The organism is Brenneria alni, from assembly GCF_003666245.1.
GTDB lineage: Bacteria > Pseudomonadota > Gammaproteobacteria > Enterobacterales > Enterobacteriaceae > Brenneria > Brenneria alni.
In genome coordinates this window covers 54,769-71,526 of sequence record NZ_MJLZ01000004.1, presented here as the reverse complement: position 1 = coordinate 71,526, position 16,758 = coordinate 54,769, and the positions used below count along the sequence as shown (strand labels likewise).

19 protein-coding genes are annotated in these 16,758 nt (G+C 48.0%); 4 read left to right on the top strand and 15 right to left on the bottom strand.

What is annotated here, in order from left to right; translation table 11 throughout:
• Window positions 1-95: 95 nt before the first annotated feature.
• The 4 genes from BIY29_RS20965 to rsuA form a co-directional block, all read right to left on the bottom strand.
• Entirely contained in the window at window positions 96-269 is a 174-nt protein-coding gene (locus BIY29_RS20965; RefSeq protein WP_420808402.1) for an Hcp family type VI secretion system effector, read from the bottom strand.
• A 1-nt stretch (window position 270) separates the two neighbouring features.
• Window positions 271-444 carry a type VI secretion system tube protein Hcp gene (locus BIY29_RS20785; protein ID WP_276310277.1) on the bottom strand — a complete coding sequence of 58 codons (174 nt, stop codon included), beginning with the start codon at window positions 442-444 and terminating at the stop codon, window positions 271-273.
• A 78-nt stretch (window positions 445-522) separates the two neighbouring features.
• The gene (locus BIY29_RS03335) at window positions 523-1,710 is read right to left on the bottom strand and encodes a Bcr/CflA family multidrug efflux MFS transporter (protein WP_121573735.1); all 1,188 of its coding nucleotides are present in this window, start codon (window positions 1,708-1,710) and stop codon (window positions 523-525) included.
• Between the two features lie 33 nt (window positions 1,711-1,743).
• Window positions 1,744-2,439: a 16S rRNA pseudouridine(516) synthase RsuA gene (gene rsuA / locus BIY29_RS03330; protein ID WP_121573734.1), complete on the bottom strand. Its 696-nt coding sequence runs from the start codon at window positions 2,437-2,439 to the stop codon at window positions 1,744-1,746.
• Between the two features lie 267 nt (window positions 2,440-2,706).
• Between rsuA and BIY29_RS03325 the strand changes: the two genes are divergently transcribed.
• The 3 genes from BIY29_RS03325 (at window position 2,707) to rplY (ending at window position 5,134) form a co-directional block, all read left to right on the top strand.
• The gene (locus tag BIY29_RS03325) at window positions 2,707-2,946 is read left to right on the top strand and encodes a YecH family metal-binding protein (RefSeq protein WP_121573733.1); all 240 of its coding nucleotides are present in this window, start codon (window positions 2,707-2,709) and stop codon (window positions 2,944-2,946) included.
• A gap of 6 nt (window positions 2,947-2,952) precedes the next feature.
• Window positions 2,953-4,713, top strand: coding sequence for a DNA repair helicase RadD (radD, locus tag BIY29_RS03320; RefSeq protein ID WP_121573732.1), 1,761 nt, complete (start codon window positions 2,953-2,955; stop codon window positions 4,711-4,713).
• A 136-nt stretch (window positions 4,714-4,849) separates the two neighbouring features.
• Window positions 4,850-5,134: a 50S ribosomal protein L25 gene (gene rplY / locus BIY29_RS03315; RefSeq protein ID WP_121573731.1), complete on the top strand. Its 285-nt coding sequence runs from the start codon at window positions 4,850-4,852 to the stop codon at window positions 5,132-5,134.
• Between the two features lie 116 nt (window positions 5,135-5,250).
• On the opposite strand, the gene phoH is transcribed toward rplY, so the two are convergent.
• The 5 genes from phoH to BIY29_RS20380 all read right to left on the bottom strand — a co-directional run bounded on the left by phoH (window position 5,251) and on the right by BIY29_RS20380 (window position 12,537).
• Window positions 5,251-6,039 carry a phosphate starvation-inducible protein PhoH gene (gene phoH / locus BIY29_RS03310; RefSeq protein ID WP_121573730.1) on the bottom strand — a complete coding sequence of 263 codons (789 nt, stop codon included), beginning with the start codon at window positions 6,037-6,039 and terminating at the stop codon, window positions 5,251-5,253.
• A 528-nt stretch (window positions 6,040-6,567) separates the two neighbouring features.
• Window positions 6,568-7,077, bottom strand: a complete 510-nt coding sequence (gene fliZ, locus BIY29_RS03305; protein WP_121573729.1) for a flagella biosynthesis regulatory protein FliZ — start codon at window positions 7,075-7,077, stop codon at window positions 6,568-6,570.
• 161 nt (window positions 7,078-7,238) lie between these two features.
• The gene (locus BIY29_RS03300) at window positions 7,239-7,961 is read right to left on the bottom strand and encodes an RNA polymerase sigma factor FliA (protein ID WP_121573728.1); all 723 of its coding nucleotides are present in this window, start codon (window positions 7,959-7,961) and stop codon (window positions 7,239-7,241) included.
• Window positions 7,962-8,992: 1,031 nt separating this feature from the next.
• Complete coding sequence (locus tag BIY29_RS03295; RefSeq protein ID WP_338067778.1) at window positions 8,993-12,433, bottom strand: glycosyltransferase; 3,441 nt, start codon at window positions 12,431-12,433, stop codon at window positions 8,993-8,995.
• Complete coding sequence (locus BIY29_RS20380) at window positions 12,379-12,537, bottom strand: hypothetical protein (RefSeq protein WP_205680302.1); 159 nt, start codon at window positions 12,535-12,537, stop codon at window positions 12,379-12,381. The genes BIY29_RS03295 and BIY29_RS20380 overlap by 55 nt, the downstream gene beginning before the upstream one ends.
• 281 nt (window positions 12,538-12,818) lie before the next feature.
• Between BIY29_RS20380 and BIY29_RS03290 the strand changes: the two genes are divergently transcribed.
• Entirely contained in the window at window positions 12,819-13,022 is a 204-nt protein-coding gene (locus tag BIY29_RS03290; RefSeq protein ID WP_121573727.1) for a hypothetical protein, read from the top strand.
• Window positions 13,023-13,076: 54 nt separating this feature from the next.
• On the opposite strand, the gene BIY29_RS20155 is transcribed toward BIY29_RS03290, so the two are convergent.
• The 6 genes from BIY29_RS20155 to BIY29_RS03270 all read right to left on the bottom strand — a co-directional run bounded on the left by BIY29_RS20155 (window position 13,077) and on the right by BIY29_RS03270 (window position 16,690).
• A complete protein-coding gene (locus BIY29_RS20155) occupies window positions 13,077-13,253 on the bottom strand; it encodes a hypothetical protein (protein ID WP_170158878.1) in 177 nt (58 codons plus the stop codon).
• Entirely contained in the window at window positions 13,250-13,810 is a 561-nt protein-coding gene (locus BIY29_RS03285) for a hypothetical protein (protein WP_121573726.1), read from the bottom strand. The genes BIY29_RS20155 and BIY29_RS03285 overlap by 4 nt, the downstream gene beginning before the upstream one ends.
• A gap of 162 nt (window positions 13,811-13,972) precedes the next feature.
• Window positions 13,973-14,488, bottom strand: a complete 516-nt coding sequence (locus BIY29_RS03280) for an Rpn family recombination-promoting nuclease/putative transposase (RefSeq protein ID WP_170158877.1) — start codon at window positions 14,486-14,488, stop codon at window positions 13,973-13,975.
• Between the two features lie 181 nt (window positions 14,489-14,669).
• On the bottom strand, window positions 14,670-15,308 hold the full coding sequence (locus tag BIY29_RS03275) for a hypothetical protein (protein ID WP_121573724.1): 639 nt from the start codon (window positions 15,306-15,308) through the stop codon (window positions 14,670-14,672).
• Between the two features lie 40 nt (window positions 15,309-15,348).
• Window positions 15,349-15,477, bottom strand: a complete 129-nt coding sequence (locus BIY29_RS20780; RefSeq protein WP_276310276.1) for a hypothetical protein — start codon at window positions 15,475-15,477, stop codon at window positions 15,349-15,351.
• 46 nt (window positions 15,478-15,523) lie between these two features.
• Window positions 15,524-16,690, bottom strand: a complete 1,167-nt coding sequence (locus BIY29_RS03270) for a nucleotide sugar dehydrogenase (protein WP_121573723.1) — start codon at window positions 16,688-16,690, stop codon at window positions 15,524-15,526.
• Between the last annotated feature and the right edge of the window lie 68 nt (window positions 16,691-16,758).

Here is a 16,758-nt window from a genome sequence, read left to right as displayed (position 1 = left end):
TTTAATTATTGCGAGCGTTATATTATATATACTAGGTGAAATATCAGACTGGTATTATAAAGATAAATAAATGCAGGGTCTCCCCTGCATCTTGTTTAGTTCATGAACTTCGTCATTTCCCACAATGCATAACCAGATGTTCCAGTCTTGTGATGCGTCCATGTCACATCGTTATATCTGACAGAGATATGCTCCAATATCAAGCCAGCGCCTTCATCAATAACATCAGGCATGACAAGGTTGATATCGGATATGAGACCATCATTAATCTTAATCGAGAAAAACTTCTCTTGTTTGGCATGTTGCGTGGTGCGGTAAAAAATCGATTAATACTTTAACTTTCTCTTGTTTATCCAATGCCATTGCCAATAACGGCGTTGATTTATCGATAGGTTTTACCAGGGTGATCGGGTTATGGACAGCATGACCATCATTACTCATCATCACTCCCTCACAGCAATCAGGGAAGAAACTATGTCAGGGGAGAAACCAATATATAGGACATGCCGATTGTCACCGGTATCAGGATTTCGCAGGACGGCTGGCGTAAAGATAGAATAGAAAAGCAGCGAAGGAGCAGGAGGCCATGGAAATCACCATCGGCCAGGCGCTGTTAAAAGTAGCCATCGACAAAACAAACCCTGTTATCGCCCCCAGTCCAAAACGAAGCGTCCCGGTCAGAGATGCTGCGGTGCCAGCCATGTTCGGGAAATCATCCAGAATCACCGCCATCGCATTTGACGTCACCATTGCGATACAACCAACATACAGCGCCACACCCAATACCAGTGGCCAAAAGCCAAGATTAAACGCACACACTAATACCAGCCATATTCCTATGGCGAACTGAAACAACAGCCCGATGCGAAACATGGTCATCGCCCCAAGACGACGAACGTTTCGACTGTTGAACAGCGTCACCATAAACAGGAAGAAAATATTCAGTGCGAAGTAATAACCAAAATGCTGAGGAGAGACGCCATGCAAATTGATGTAAACAAAAGGCCCCGCACTCAGAAAAGAAAACATGCCGCAAAACGACAGACCGCCCGCCACCATGTAGCTGAACACACGTTTATGCCGGAACAGCATGGCAAAGTTACCTATCGTCGTGCGCAGATGGAACTTATGTCGCCGCTCTGGCGGAAGCGTTTCTTTGATAAAAAAGAAAATCAGTGCAGCCGTCAGAAATGCCGCCCCTGACATTACCCAGAAAATAGTATGCCAACTGAACCAGAGCAGCATTGCCCCGCCGGCAATAGGCGCAAGTAAAGGAGCGACCGTCATCACCAGCACGACAAACGACATCATGCGGGAAAATTCATCTTTGGAGAACATGTCCCGCATCAGCGCATTAATGACCACGGCCGCCGCCGCAGACATGCCATGCAGGAAACGCATATTAATTAATTGTTCCACACTCTGAGAAAGCGCACAGGCGGCGCCCGTTGTGGCGAAAACCAACGTCCCTCCCAGAATAATCGGCTTACGCCCCAGGCTGTCAGCCATCGGGCCATAAAACATCTGACCGATGGCAAACCCCAGCATATAAATACTGAGCGTCATCTGGACTTGCCCGGCATCAACGCCAAATTCTTTCGCAATTGTCGGCATGGCCGGTAAATACATATCAATTGCTAACGGCATCAGCATGGAAATCAAGCCAAGTATAAAAATCAACCCCACGTGGGAAGAGCGGTTTTGTTGCACTGAGAGTGGCTCCTGATTAACGAAAAGCCGTTATTACCCGATGCTGGAAATTTCCTGACGGTTCAACACCCGGAACTCGCCGGGTTCTAACGTGCAGTCCAGACTAATGCCGCCAATACGCTCACGGTGCAACTGCACAACGCGATTGCCCACCGCAGCAAACATTCTTTTTACCTGATGATAGCGCCCTTCACTGATAGTCAGACGAACCTGATAGTCGGTTATCTTTTCCAGCATAGCGGGTTTGGTTAAATTCTTCTCGCCATGTAACTGTACACCGGCAGCAAACTGCCCTGCGGTGTCGTCGCTTAATGGTTGCTCCAGCGTCGCCAGGTAGGTCTTCTCGCAGTGATGTTTGGGGGAAGTAATACGATGCGACCACTGTCCGTCATCGGTCAACAGCACCAACCCGGTGGTATCAATATCAAGCCGTCCCGCCGCATGAAGTTTATGGGCGACAGGGACATCCATAAAATAAAGAATAGTCGGATGATCGGGATCATCCGTTGAGCACACATAGCCTTGCGGTTTATTCAGCATAAAATAACGCGGCCCATGCTGCTGTGCCAACGGATTACCATCAAACGCCACCTCATGCTCAGGCAGCAATTTAAAAGAACCGCTTTTGACCACTTCCCCATCAACAGTAACCCGTTGCGCGCGCAGTTCACGCGCCACCAGCGAACGGCTGATTGCCAGTTGCTGGGATAAAAATTTGTCCAATCGCATTAAAAACCAATGGCCTTTTTAAACCATGAGGCTGATACACGCAGGATGATGCGCCGCGCGTTATTACTCATGAAGATGAAGAAAAGCAACGTGAATCGCTGCCAGAGTGTTTTAGTATAACGGGGCTTTGGCTGACATCCTAGAATTCAACGGCCCGCCCTCTCGCTTTAGCACATGGCAACCCTGCACAAAGGGTTATACCGCTATCGCGCTGACGATAATCAACAGGCATAATAAGAATAGTTTTTTTACTTTACAGGTCAGCCAATGCCATCTATCCACGGCCATGAAGTCTTACAAATGATGCTCGCTTCCGGCGAGGCGTTTACCACTGAACAGCTGATTGCCGCCATTGAAAGCCGTTTCGGCAGCGATACCCGTTTTCATACCTGTTCAGCCGCTGATATGACGGCGACAATGCTGGTTCAGTTTCTATCCGATCGCGGCAAGTTTATTCCGCTTGACGCCGGCTTTACCACCAGCGCCAGTAAAATCTGTCAGCATTAAACAGCCATGCCTTTTACCTTACGACCTTACCAGCGCGAGGCCGTATCTGCTACGCTCGGCTATTTTCGTCGTCATACCCAACCAGCAGTCATTGTGCTGCCGACAGGCGCGGGGAAAAGTCTGGTCATTGCCGAGTTAGCGAAACTGGCCCGCGGTCGCGTATTGGTATTAGCGCACGTCAAAGAACTGGTGGCACAGAACCATGCCAAATACTGCGCCTGGGGCCTTAAAGCTGATATTTTTGCCGCCGGACTACAACAACGGCACAGCCAGGGAAAAGTGGTATTTGGCAGTGTGCAGTCTGTCGCCCGCAACCTGGATCAATTCGAACAATCCTTTTCATTACTGATCATTGATGAATGCCACCGCATCAGCGATGACGACAACAGTCAATATCAGCAAATTATCCAGCACCTGCAACAAACCAACCCGCAACTGCGGCTGTTAGGGCTGACGGCAACACCTTATCGCCTGGGGAAAGGGTGGATTTATCAATATCACTATCATGGCATGATCCGCGGTGATGAGCGCTGCCTGTTCCGTGATTGTATCTATGAACTACCGTTACGCTACATGATCAAACAGGGATTTCTGGTGCCGCCAGACCGCATGGATATGCCTATTGTGAAATACGACTTCAGCAAACTGGTAGCCAGAAGTAATGGCCTATTCAGTGAGGCTGATCTTAATCACGAGCTACAGCGCCAACAGCGTATCACCCCGCATATCATCAGTCAGATAGTCGAATACGCCGAGACGCGTTTGGGCGTAATGATCTTTGCGGCGACAGTTGAACATGCCCGTGAAATCTATACATTACTGCCGCCAGGCCAGGCCGCACTGGTCAGTGCCGACACGCCCTATGCGGAGCGCGACGCGCTTATCGAAGCCTTTAAACAGCAACGTTTACGTTATCTGGTCAACGTTGCCGTGCTGACGACCGGTTTTGATGCCCCGCACGTTGACCTGATTGCCATATTGCGTCCGACGGAATCCGTTAGTTTATATCAGCAAATTGTTGGCCGTGGCTTACGTTTGTTTCCCGGCAAAACAGAATGCCTGATTCTGGACTATGCTGGAAACCCGCACGATCTCTATACCCCTGAAGTCGGAAATAGCAAACCTCACAGCGACAGCCAACCGGTACAGGTTTTTTGTCCGCAATGCGGTTTTGCCAATTTATTTTGGGGAAAAACCACCCCGGACGGCAACGTGATCGAACATTATGGTCGCCGCTGTCAAGGATGGGAAACGGTGGACAACGGTCAGCGTCAGCAATGCGACTTTCGTTTTCGCTTTAAAGTCTGCCCACATTGTGGTGCGGAAAATGACATTGCGGCCCGCCGTTGTCATCAGTGTGAAAACGTGCTGGTTGATCCGGATGATATGCTGAAAGCGGCGCTGAAACTGAAAGACGCGCTGGTGTTACGCTGTAGCGGAATGACCCTGACACCAGGTAAGGATGCCAAAGGGGAATGGCTCAATATCACCTACTTTGACGAAGATGGCGCTGACGTAAGTGAGCGTTTTCGACTGCAAACGCCAGCACAGCGCCATATATTTCAGTTAAATTTCTTACGCGTCCATCAACGGGCGCCCGGCACTCTCTTTACCTGGCAAACTGCCGCCGACATTCCGGCACAACAGCATTTACTGCGGGCGCCCGACTTTGTCGTTGCCCGCCGTCAGGGGAAATTCTGGCAGATACGAGAAAAAATGTTCGATTATCAGGGCCGTTTTCGTCGGGCAAACGAGCTGAGGGGCTAACTAATTCATGGTTTTATTTGCCCAAAGGGGCATATTCCGCTAGAATTCCGCCCGCTTTTGTCACGCAAAAGCAGAACAACCCAACTTGCTGCTGGGTCGCCTGTAGCAGGATTACTTATCTTAAGTAGAGTAAAAAATGATTACTATCAAAGCAGAAGCACGTAAAGAGCAGGGTAAGGGTGCGAGCCGCCGCCTGCGTCAAGCTGGCAAATTCCCAGCCATCGTTTATGGTGGTTCAGAAGCGCCGATTTCTATCGAGTTGGATCATGACAGCGTTAAAAACCAGGAACTGAAAGAGGGTTTCTACGGTGAAGTTGTCACTCTGTCAATCGATGGTAAAGAAACCAAAGTCAAGGTTCAGGCTGTACAGCGTCACCCGTTCAAGCCAAAACTGACTCATATCGACTTCATTCGCGCTTAATCACGCAGAAGTCAATCCGGAACACGCCGGGAAAAACGCCGCTTTCGCGGCGTTTTTTATCGTCCTGAATGTATTAGACATTCATCCTTGCGGCTCAAAAACCAGTGGTATGCATACTAACCATAGGCATTGAGGGTTCGCTGGCACAGTTCCGAACGCACACAATCCTGCTTACCAAAAGAGACGACGCCAATCATGTCGTCCTCAGCAAAACGCTCCAGCGCATCACGCAGTCCGGATTTCACTCCCGAGGGTAAATCACACTGCGTCACATCACCATTCACGATTACCGTCACATTTTCCCCCAAACGAGTAAGAAACATTTTCATTTGGTTAACCGTCACATTCTGAGCTTCGTCCAGAATAACCACGGCGTTTTCAAACGTCCGCCCGCGCATATAAGCAAATGGCGCGATTTCCACTTTAGCTATTTCCGGTCGTAAACAATACTGCATAAACGACGCGCCCAGCCGTCGTAACAGCACGTCATAAACCGGACGGAAATAAGGCGCAAACTTCTCGGTAATATCTCCAGGTAAAAAGCCTAAATCCTCATCGGCCTGTAATACCGGCCTGGTCACAATAATACGATCAACCTCTTTATGAATAAGTGCTTCCGCCGCTTTGGCCGCACTCAGAAACGTTTTGCCACAACCCGCCTCACCGGTGGCAAAGATTAACTGTTTATTCTCTATTGCAGACAAGTAATACTCCTGGGCGGTTGTTCTGGCCTCAATAACAGAGGTATCGCGATTTTCCCGCGCCATCCCTATCGATTCAATCCCACCCATTTGAACCAGAGAAGTGACCGATTCTTCTTCACGTTGACGGTAACTACGCGATTCGCGCCGAATAACGCGTTTCGCTTCACGACGTGCTTTGATCACTGCTTTTTGTCTTCCCATAGTGGCACCTTACAGTTTGTTTCACTTACCGCACTGCCAAGCAGCGCGTGACGTTTCACTCACAAGCGAGGTTTGGCTTCCTTATTAAGCCGAAGGAGAACAGCATGAATAATGCTCAAGCCGGAATAATATGAAAACCGGATTGATAACATAATCGATGAGGAGTAATCAGACAGAACAGATAAGCAAGAAAATGGAGTTAACGGCAAGTGGCACAGTGTAGAAAATTGGTGGGGAGAGAATCCCTCGCATCGGCGAGTCAGCATGCTTTGACTACGTAGTCCCAAAAAGGACATTACCATTCGCGTTCCTCACTGTGACAACAACTATTCCAATGAATAATGATTGACCGTATTAAGAACCACTGTTAACCATCAGACTAAAAAATAGTGCCAAATGATTTCAGTAGTATGACAGTGCAATATTTAGCCTCTACTTTGCAAGCTTTTTTACACTGCCATAATATTTACATATAGCAAGGATACAAAGATTTGACAACCTTCGCCTGATAAAGCGGTATCGCCCCCATCAGTAATGTCTGCGCCAATCCAGATATTGATCGTATTTTCGCAGCGCGCTCCTGTAGATATTAAGTTCAATATCGGGGAGGTAATCGCGAATATGTTTCTGTATGTTGTCTCTGGCAAAATTTTCCTTTGGAAAATTTTTCGCCGCCAGTTGCTCATCCAAACGACGTAACCGAATGACGTATTCATGCATCGTGCTATGCCTGACTTCCGTCTGTTCAATCAGGTACTGGGTGAAAGCTTTAATATCGAAATAGTCAACATGTGTATTGCATAATATTTCACCACAGAAACGACAGAGAGGAATTAGCTCATGTTGCAGGATTAACCATATTTCGTCATCAATTAACTTATCGATGTTACCAATGGATTTTTTATTAATAAGCTGATTACGAAACACCAATGACACGCGGTCAAGCACTTTATTACAATGCGAGCAATGCGTTTGTTTATGTTTAAAATCTTTCAGATAACGGCTGAAAAGCTGTTTCTTCCGAATTGATTGAGACATGAATCCATTCCATAACAATATACCTGTCATCTTTCAAGCTACAGGTTTGCTGGCTACCCTGATTACCCGGTCGCTGCCGGAAATTTGTTCAGTTGCCGTCTTCCTGCACCTTGAAATTCATTAGGTATATACTGAAATAACACTATTCCTACGCAGCTAAATTAAACGGCATTCATTAATTTTACGCGCAGGCGCTTTATCGCCTGGCTATGCAACTGACTGACCCGTGACTCCCCTACTTCCAGAACAGCGCCGATCTCTTTTAAATTCAGCTCTTCCTGATAGTAAAGCGTTAACACCAACTTTTCGCGTTCAGGCAGGTTTTCTATCGCCTCCATTACCCGATGGCGTAAATTACCTTCCATCAGTTGATGCAACGGATTGGCGTCTTCATTGCCTTCCAACAACGCTTCTGCGCTATCGCCATGTTCTTCACGCCATTCATCGTAAGAAAAAAGCTGGCTATTGTTGGTATCCAGCAAAATCTGACGATAATCTTCCAGCGTAATATTCAAGGCGTTCGCAACTTCCTGTTCAGTTGGTGCCCGACCCAATTTCTGTTCAGCCTGCTGCATTGCATGTGCCACTTCCCGCGCATTACGCCGCACACTACGTGGAGCCCAGTCACGACTACGTAATTCATCCAGCATTGAGCCTCGAATTCGCTGCACTGCATAAGTAGTAAACGCAGTACCTTGCAGTGAATCGTAACGCTCAACCGCACTGAGCAAACCGATACCGCCAGCCTGCAGCAAATCATCAAGCTCAACGCTCGCGGGGAGACGAACCTGTAAACGCAAGGCTTCATGGCGCACTAAAGGAACATAGCGCTTCCACAGCGCGCTCTTATCCATTGTGCCTTCGGCGGTATACAGATCGCTCACAGTGACAAATACCTACGATAATAGTGTTATCGACACTATTATGCTTTTGAGGAGGGTAGCCAATCGCTTGAATAGCGCCAGAAAAGGCAGCCTATTTGGGATATGCCCATATATAACACCATATCCATGCCAGTCCCAATGCTTGATTTTTACAACAACTGCGGGATTAAAGTCACTCAACGCAGGGTTATCTGACATCAGCGGCGTTATGAAATGGCGGCATAATCAAGCAGAAAGGTATACAAACCATCAATTCTTGTTTATCGGGAATACCCCATTTAACTAAACCAGCAATAAAATCAACTTGCTGTTATGAAAAAAGATGCTCTCCACCAATAAACGGGATCAAGTGTAATAATATTTCATCGTAGAGGCCATCCTCAGGCTGTGTAATCAACTTCGCTTTACACTGATTCAAGAGTCTGCATCAGGGCCAGCTACCACGCAAGACTGATCAAGATTTGTTACAGGAATCTCTGTGGGGGCTAATACTGATAGGGTAGCATATTACCAGGCCGATAAGCTGTTGTATCTGTTGTGGTTGCATACCATTTTCCAGCAATTGGCGGGCAATGCGTAGCGCTGGCTTTCATACCCTGCTCTATACCTTGTTCCAGCCCTTGATTAATTCCGGTCTGTAGTCCTTCCTCAAAACCATTACTTACACTCGTTAGTTGGTCAATAGATTTCCCCAAACGTTTCCTATCATCGATTTTCAACCTACACATTCTAAAGAGCACTATAGAAAGTAAGATGAAATAACATAAAAACAGAAAAAGAAGCATTGAAGATAAAATAGTCTAATTATTTCTAAAAAACCACCAACCATATCCAAACTATAAGGAAAGTGAAACCACGACCAATAATAATGTTACGGCAACTGTAACCCATGAAATTAATTTAAAGAAACGTATTTCCCACTTATTAGTGGTAACAGGTTAGGTATATTCAAAGTCTTTTTTATTTCCTCATTAATAGCATTTACTTTATGGAGAGAAACCTAGCGTCGATTCCTCTCCATATTTACTATATCAATCCGGCAACCACGCCTTACGCCATAACGCCAGATTGTCGCCGGTCAACATCCAGTCGCGCTTCACGGCAGCCTGCAACGCATCGCCCATTTGCGCGCTGGCATCCAGATCGGCCAGATGCATACGAATAGCATCCATCCAGTCCTTATAGCGGTTACGCACTCGCGTAACCGGTAGATCGCCCTGATACGGATCGAGATCGGTGCAGATGACCGGAAAACCGCAAGCGCCGTATTCAAGCAGGCGCAAGTTGCTTTTGCAGCGGTTAAACAAGTTTTCTTCCAGCGGTGCCAACGCCAGATCGAGGTTCAGCGACGCCAGCTTGGCCGGGTAGAGATCGATCTCCACGCCGCGATGGAATTCATGCACATACGGGCGCAGTTTTTCTGGACACATGCCGAAGAATACCCATTCCACCTCATCGGACAAATCGCGCACGATATCGGTAATCAACTCCAGATCGCCGGTGTGGCTGCTGCCCCCACCCCAACCGACGCGCGGTTTTTTACCCTGACGTCGTTCCCCCTGAACATCCCCCCACCATTGCAGCGGCAGGCGGTTTTCCACCACACGGATATTAGGGTGCAGATCGGCAAAGGCTTCAGCCAACGGCGCGGTAGAGACCACAAAGCGATCCATAAAACCGAGGCTTTTACGCATCAGCCGCACCACATCTTTGGGAATTTTGGCCCGGTGTACACTCTTTAAAGGCACGTTAGGCAGGTAGTCGTCCAGCTCATACACCTTAAACGTCTGCGTGAAGCGGTTAAGATGCGCGATCCAGTCATGAAAGTAGGCAGAGGTCTGGCGCTGCAAGATCAGCACATCCGGGGCATAGCGCGCCATGGTGGGCAGATTGAGATACACGTTGGACAATTTACCGTCGATCAGGCCCGCCTCTTTTAGCGCATGAAAGGGTTTCATCACCCGATAATGGCCGCAACCAGCCTGATCGGCAAAATGCGCCATCACCACCGGCAGCGGGTGCCAGGTCAAAGGCCTCCAGCTTAGTTCAGCATCAGGCTCCAGTTCAAAACCCCGTCCATGCAATGACAGATTGGTGTTATAAGCGGGATCACGGGCGATCACCGGTAGCCATTTCTGATACATGGCATCCTGCTCGGCGGCTAAACGCTGACGCGTGGTTTCCGCCTCTGCGGTATCCATGTTTTTCTGGCTAACGCTGCTTTCGTGCATGACCACTGCATACGGAGTCCAGACGGTAAGGTAGCCCGCCTCACGCACTTTCAGGCACAGATCGACATCGTTATAGGAGACCTTAAACGCCTGTTCATCCAGCCCTCCCACCTGCTGATAAACCGATTTGCGGATCAGCAAACAGGCGGCGGTTACTACGCTATAATTTTGATCGACTTGCAGGCGCTGCATATAGCCCGCCGCATCCATCGGGTCGCCGTTAAACGGATGTTCCGCCGGGCCGCGCAGCCCCAGAATCACGCCGCCGTGCTGGATGCGCCGATCCGGATAGACCAACTTGGCGCCGACAATGCCCACTTCCGGGCGCAGAGCGTGATTGAGCAGATTATCCAGCCAGTCTTCCTGAATAATCGCGGTATCATTATTCAGCAATAGCAGAAAATCGCCGTGCGCCTCATCAGCCGCCATATTATTAATGGCCGAATAGTTAAAGGCATGCGGATAACGCAACACGCGAATACGGTTCGGGTCGACCTGCGCCAGGCCGTTAAGCCATGCCTGCGCTTCCGGGGTTTTGCTGTTGTTATCGATAATCAGCAGTTCGTAATTTTTATAGCGAGTCTTTTCCAGCAGGCTGGTGACGCAGGCGATCAACACCGGCAATTGATCTTTAGTGGGAATAATAATGGAAACCAGCGGCTGTTCCTGATGGGCATACTTCAGCCGATAATGACCTGGCAGCACGGATAAAACCTGCCCTTGCGAATAACCCCGGCGCTGTAAATGGCGCACCAGAATCTTTATTTCATCGGCAACCGTGCGCAGACTGACGTTGTCCGCGATGGTCAGAAACTCCGCCAGATGACCAATGGAGCCGATACCTTTCTGTTCAATCAGCCGGACGATAAATTCGAATTCCAGCGCCTCGGGAAATGCCGCGTCAAAGCCGCCCAGCTCGCATAATACCTGCCGGTTAAACAGCCAATGCCGCGCCATGACCGCAGGTAAACTCAGCAGATAATCAAGGTTAAAATCCGGGCGGCACCACGCACCCAACTGATTATCCGCACCGCGCAATAGTTGGTCACCATATATCGCAGCGCAGCTCTGCGCAGAAACTAATCCCAGACTGGTCATCAACAGGCCGCCAGCAGTGAAAGTTTCCCCCGCCTGCACCAGCATCAGCCAGTCAAAGGCATAATCATCCGCAATCTGATTCAGCGACTGCGCCAGAGACTGTTGGTCTCTTTTACGCAGATCGTCCAACGGGTAACGCTCAAGAGACAGGTCAGCGGTCGTCAGCACAATGCGCAGCAGCTTCACACCCGGATGCTGGGCAGCGATAATGCTGTCCAGTGTCACCAGCAGCTTTTCTTCGTCTCCCTCTTCATCCAATACTACGATGGCAAACTCACGGCCATAGGGATTCTGCGCCAGATAATCAGTAATCAGACGCGATTCGCTTGCCGTCGGCATACGCTGCGCCAGCCATTCGGCAGTGGATCTTACTCCGGCGCTACGCTGATATGCCTCTTGCAGCGCCTGTTCAAGATTAAACGGCGTAAAGCTATCCGGCTGGGCGGGGTCGGCAATTTGAATCTGACGATCTGGTTCGGCAACGTTATCGCCATCCTGCCAACCACGCAACGTATCACGGAATAGCCGATACTCGCCTTCCGCCTTTGCGCTCAGAGTGGATGATAGCGGCTCGCTGTCAATACGGTGATCAGTCAGCGGCTCCGCCAGCATAATCAGATCGCCCTGACGAAGCAGTTGGCTATAAAGCGTCAGATCGGCAATCGATGCAATCTCTTGTCCATCAATCTGGAACCATGCTGGCGCCAGCGCCAGTAAATCCGTGCGACGAAATAGAACACAGCTCAGTTCGCCGATAAAATTCAACACCGATTCAGCCAAAAAACGGTTGAGGCTGCATCCGTTGATGACCTGATCCGCAGCGAACGGATAGACGGTGGCCATAATATCTTTTTGCACCTGCCCTTCGCCATCAATGCGGCGGCGGCGCGAACTGGAAAACACGATACCGGGACGGGTCTCTATGGCCGTCACCAGTTTGCGAATATGGTCTTCGCGCAGCACATCGCTGTCGGCCAGCAGTTTGATATACCGCCCCTGCGCCTGCCGTAGCGCCTGATTCAGCGCCTCTGCGCGTTCAAGTGAGGGTTCATGACGCTGGTAATGGATGGGATAGCGGGAGGCGCTGCTTAGCCGGTAAACAATATTCTCGACCAGATTATCCCCGGTGCCGTCGCGGACGATAATTTCCAGGTTATCGACATCCTGCTGACAGGTACTAACGCCTGTTCAAAATAGCGCGCGTTAGCGGCCAGAATAATCACGCTGACCAGCGGACTTGCTGTCATGAGTGGACTTCTTTAACGGTGAATTGACCGGCAATCGCGACACGCACTGCCGCCATCCGGTGAAAAAATAACGGTTGTTTTGAAATGATACGATGGGGAATGATGCGGTAAGCTCAGCCGGTTTACGGCGGTAATTCCGGCTATCAAAAAACTCTGCCGAAGCAGGGTTAAGCTTGCTGACAAACCGCCGAACCTTATCGTCATCCTCGCGAAGGCGAGGATCTTCCTGCAAATAACGCATTGATATCAGGAATGACCGATATAGCGGGAGCATTAACTCTGTGGAAAGATCCTTCCCAAAAATCGTCATCCAGATCGGCGTCCGTTTCAAACATGAAGTCATGTTCGAGGCGCAATTGAAATCCTCCCTCCGACATCAGGGTGAAATCGAAATGAATGATGAACTCTCGGTCATTATTCGCAGGCTTGCTGCAGGAATAGGTAAATTTGATGCTGTTTTGAGGCTGGTGCATCGACAGGCGTGATGTGCAATTTCCGGACTTTATTCGCCGCCAGTTTAAGATGCATGACTCCGTCCGCTACACGTCCTCTTCATTAATACTAAGCCGGCAACTCTCCTCACGCACGACACCCTCTCCGCCCTTGTCAAGCTCTTCGTCCAGCGCGCCACAATCCTGCATTGCGGAGATGAACTCTTCGCGGGACATGGCGTCTATTTTCGCAAGGGCATCCTGTAACCATGCTTGCCTGTTCATATCTTCCCCTTTTCTATAATCCTGTGCTCACTGACACACCGGTCAGGGAACTTAACGCACATAATACGGCAATTGGGTATCCGCGTCTTCGGCTGATCGACTCGCGTTTGTATCGCCTCTTTACGCACCAGCGCATCCAGACCGAGATAACTCATGGCGAAATTCGCCAGATAACAATCGTTCTCAAGCGCCAAGCCTCTGAATCCCTCATTCCGCATCCGTTTCGTGCATTTTTCACGAACGGCCTCAAAAATCCGTTGGTCGTCCGGATCGTCCAGGTCCAGATGAGTCGCGGTCAGTATCTTCGATTGTAGCACGGCATAGCGAGCATATTTGCGCGTTCGCGTGGTTTTATCCCAAGATCGGAATTTTGCCCACTCCATCGCTTTCGTTCGCGGTTCGTTAAGTCCTGCGATGAAAAAATAGGCGCCATGGCCCAGCCATTCACTCTCTTCGGTACTTATCCTGTAGTTGCCATGCACAATCCCGCGAGCAGACTCCAGACTCGTTCCATGAAACCCCAGCCACTCTGTTGCAGCACTATTTACCGAATCCAAGGGAGCGATCCACCTTTCCCAAATACAAGAATTTATATGATGTCATAAACACGCATGTCATCAATGTATGCGGGCGAACCAGGCTGCGACGACTGCCGCACACTGCAAAAAACCCTGCGGGGGGGCGTAACTGAAGCCGCTGGGGGTAGAAAAAACGTTGATTCAGAGGCTATCTTCAGTATCTTCAGGCATATCCTCAGCGGACAGTCCGGTAATCTGTTGTACCTGCGGCAAAGGCATTCCTGTTGCCAGTAGTTGACGGGCTATGCGCTGTTGGCTGGCTTTCATTTGTCCGATGCCCTGCCGCAGTCCTTCCTCAAAACCTTCACGCTTCAGTTGGTTTGCGATGGTTTCCATATTTTCCTCCCGTTCACCGGTTAGAGGTTCGATTACCCCATCAATAAAGGCCCGATAATCGGATGTCCGCCCCGTTCTCAGAATATAAAACATCAACGCCCGCTGCTGCGTCAAGGGCAGCGTCCACAATTCCATCAACATGCCGATATCCCGCGCCAGCTCCAGCATATCCCGCGTTCGAATATGCTTCAGCACCAGTTCCAGCAAGGCGGCCCGACGATGGGTTTTAATTTCTTCATCCGGGATCACCGTCAAGTCCAGCAGCGGAAACGCCGTGGTGTAGATCTGCCGCGCCAGCGCCGGATCGTGAAAGCCATCCAACCAGTTCAGGCTATTTCGTTAGAGTTACAAGATAACGGATAAAAATACGTATGGGCGGAGGGAAAATAAAAACCGGAAAGTCAGCCGAAAAAAAATATCACCGCATATGTACGTTACACTCACCAAGAAAGTGTCGGGTAAAGCACTCCTTCCGGCATTATTCTATACTTGGTAATAAAATTTATCGAGTATGGTCCCCTTTCCCCTTTTCTTTTATCTCAAGCGCCGCATCTATCAATGAAATAGTATATCTTACCATTCTGATTCTGGCGCTAGACATTAAATAAACCAGCGTTATAGATAAGAAAAAGAGACTTGCGATAACAAAACAACGACTATCATTCCATAGCAAACTAAAATCTATCCCGCCAATTTCTTTAAAAACAAAAACTGCTCCTCCTGAACAAAAAATGGAAGACATAACAATAATTGACCGATTCAAGCGCTGTGAATAACCCACGCCAATCTCTTCTATTTTTTTCATTTTAAATAAGATGATATCACTTACACTTGTTAGTCGATCAATCGATTCCCCCACATACTTCCTGTCATCTAATTTCAATCTACACATTCTAAAAAAATCAATAGAAAGAAAGATAAAATAAAACAAAGACAGAAAAAAAACCATTAAAAATGAAATGTCATTAATATTTATGAAAAAAGGCCAGTCATATTCAAACCATAAAGAAAGCGAAACCAAAACAAATAATATTGTCATTATCCTCATAACCCAGGGAATGAATCTCATGAAATATTCTTCCCCTTTATTAGCCGTAAACGGTTTAGTATACTCAAAGGATTTTTTCATTTCATCACTCATAGCATCTCCATATTTACCCTATCAATCCGGCAGCCACGCCTTACGCCTTACGCCATAGCGCCAGATTTTCGCCGGTCAGCATCCAGTCGCGTTTCACCGCGGTCTGCAACGCATCGCCCATTTGCGCGCTGGCATCCAGATCGGCCAGATGCATACGAATCGCGTCCATCCAGTCTTTATAATGATCTTCAGCATGGTTACTTACGAATTTAACGTTAATCTATACCAAAGATATCCCGAGTATAAATCTTATCTGCGACATCCAAGAGATCCGACGACATTCTGTTAACCAAAATGACATCCGATAATGACTTAAATTCATTTAAATCATTAACAACTCGGGAGCGGAAAAAGTCTTTATCATATAAATTGGGTTCGTAAACAACAACCTCAATGCCTTTTGCTTTTATCCGTTTCATTATCCCCTGAATAGCAGAAGCTCTAAAATTATCAGATTCAGCTTTCATCACCAATCGGTAAATTCCGACGACTTTCGGATTCATCTTTATTACCGATTCTGCAATAAAATCTTTACGAGTACCGTTCGCAGCCACGATAGCCTGAATAATGTTGTTAGGAACGCTGGCGTAATTCGCTAATAACTGTTTTGTATCTTTGGGAAGACAATAACCGCCATAACCAAATGAAGGGTTATTATAGTGATTGCCAATTCTTGGATCCAACCCAACACCCTCGATGATCTGTCTGCTTTGCAGACCTAAAGACTGGGCATAAGTATCTAGTTCATTAAAAAAAGCGATACGCATTGCCAGATAGGTGTTGGAAAATAACTTAATCGCTTCTGCTTCTGTGGACTCAGTAAATAATACAGGTACATCTTTTTTAACCGCCCCTTGAAGTAATAACTGCGCAAATTTCTCAGCACGCTCGGAACGCTCACCGACCACAATACGAGAGGGATAAAGATTGTCGTACAGGGCTTTCCCTTCCCTTAAGAATTCAGGTGAAAATATAATATTATCCGTATTGAATTTACTTTTGATTTCCTGCGTATAACCAACCGGTATTGTTGACTTGATCACCATCACCGCATTGGGATTCAAAGACAGTACCTGCCGTATTACTGATTCGACAGAATCCGTATTAAAATGATTCGTTTCCGGATCATAATCAGTAGGCGTGGCGATAATAATAAAATCTGCGTCTTGATATGCGGTTAACGCATCTAAAGTTGCTTTGAAATTCAATGTCTTATGATGAAGAAAATCTTCAATCTCTTTATCAACGATAGGAGACACTTTATCATTCAACATTGCAACCTTTGCAGCTACAACATCGACAGCAATAACTTCATTATGCTGAGCCAAAAGCATCGCATTGGACAATCCAACATATCCTGTTCCGGCAATGGCTATTTTCATGACAGCCCCATTTACACATATAAAGAAAATTAATATGACATCTTGGATAAAAGGCACCGAAGTCAGGT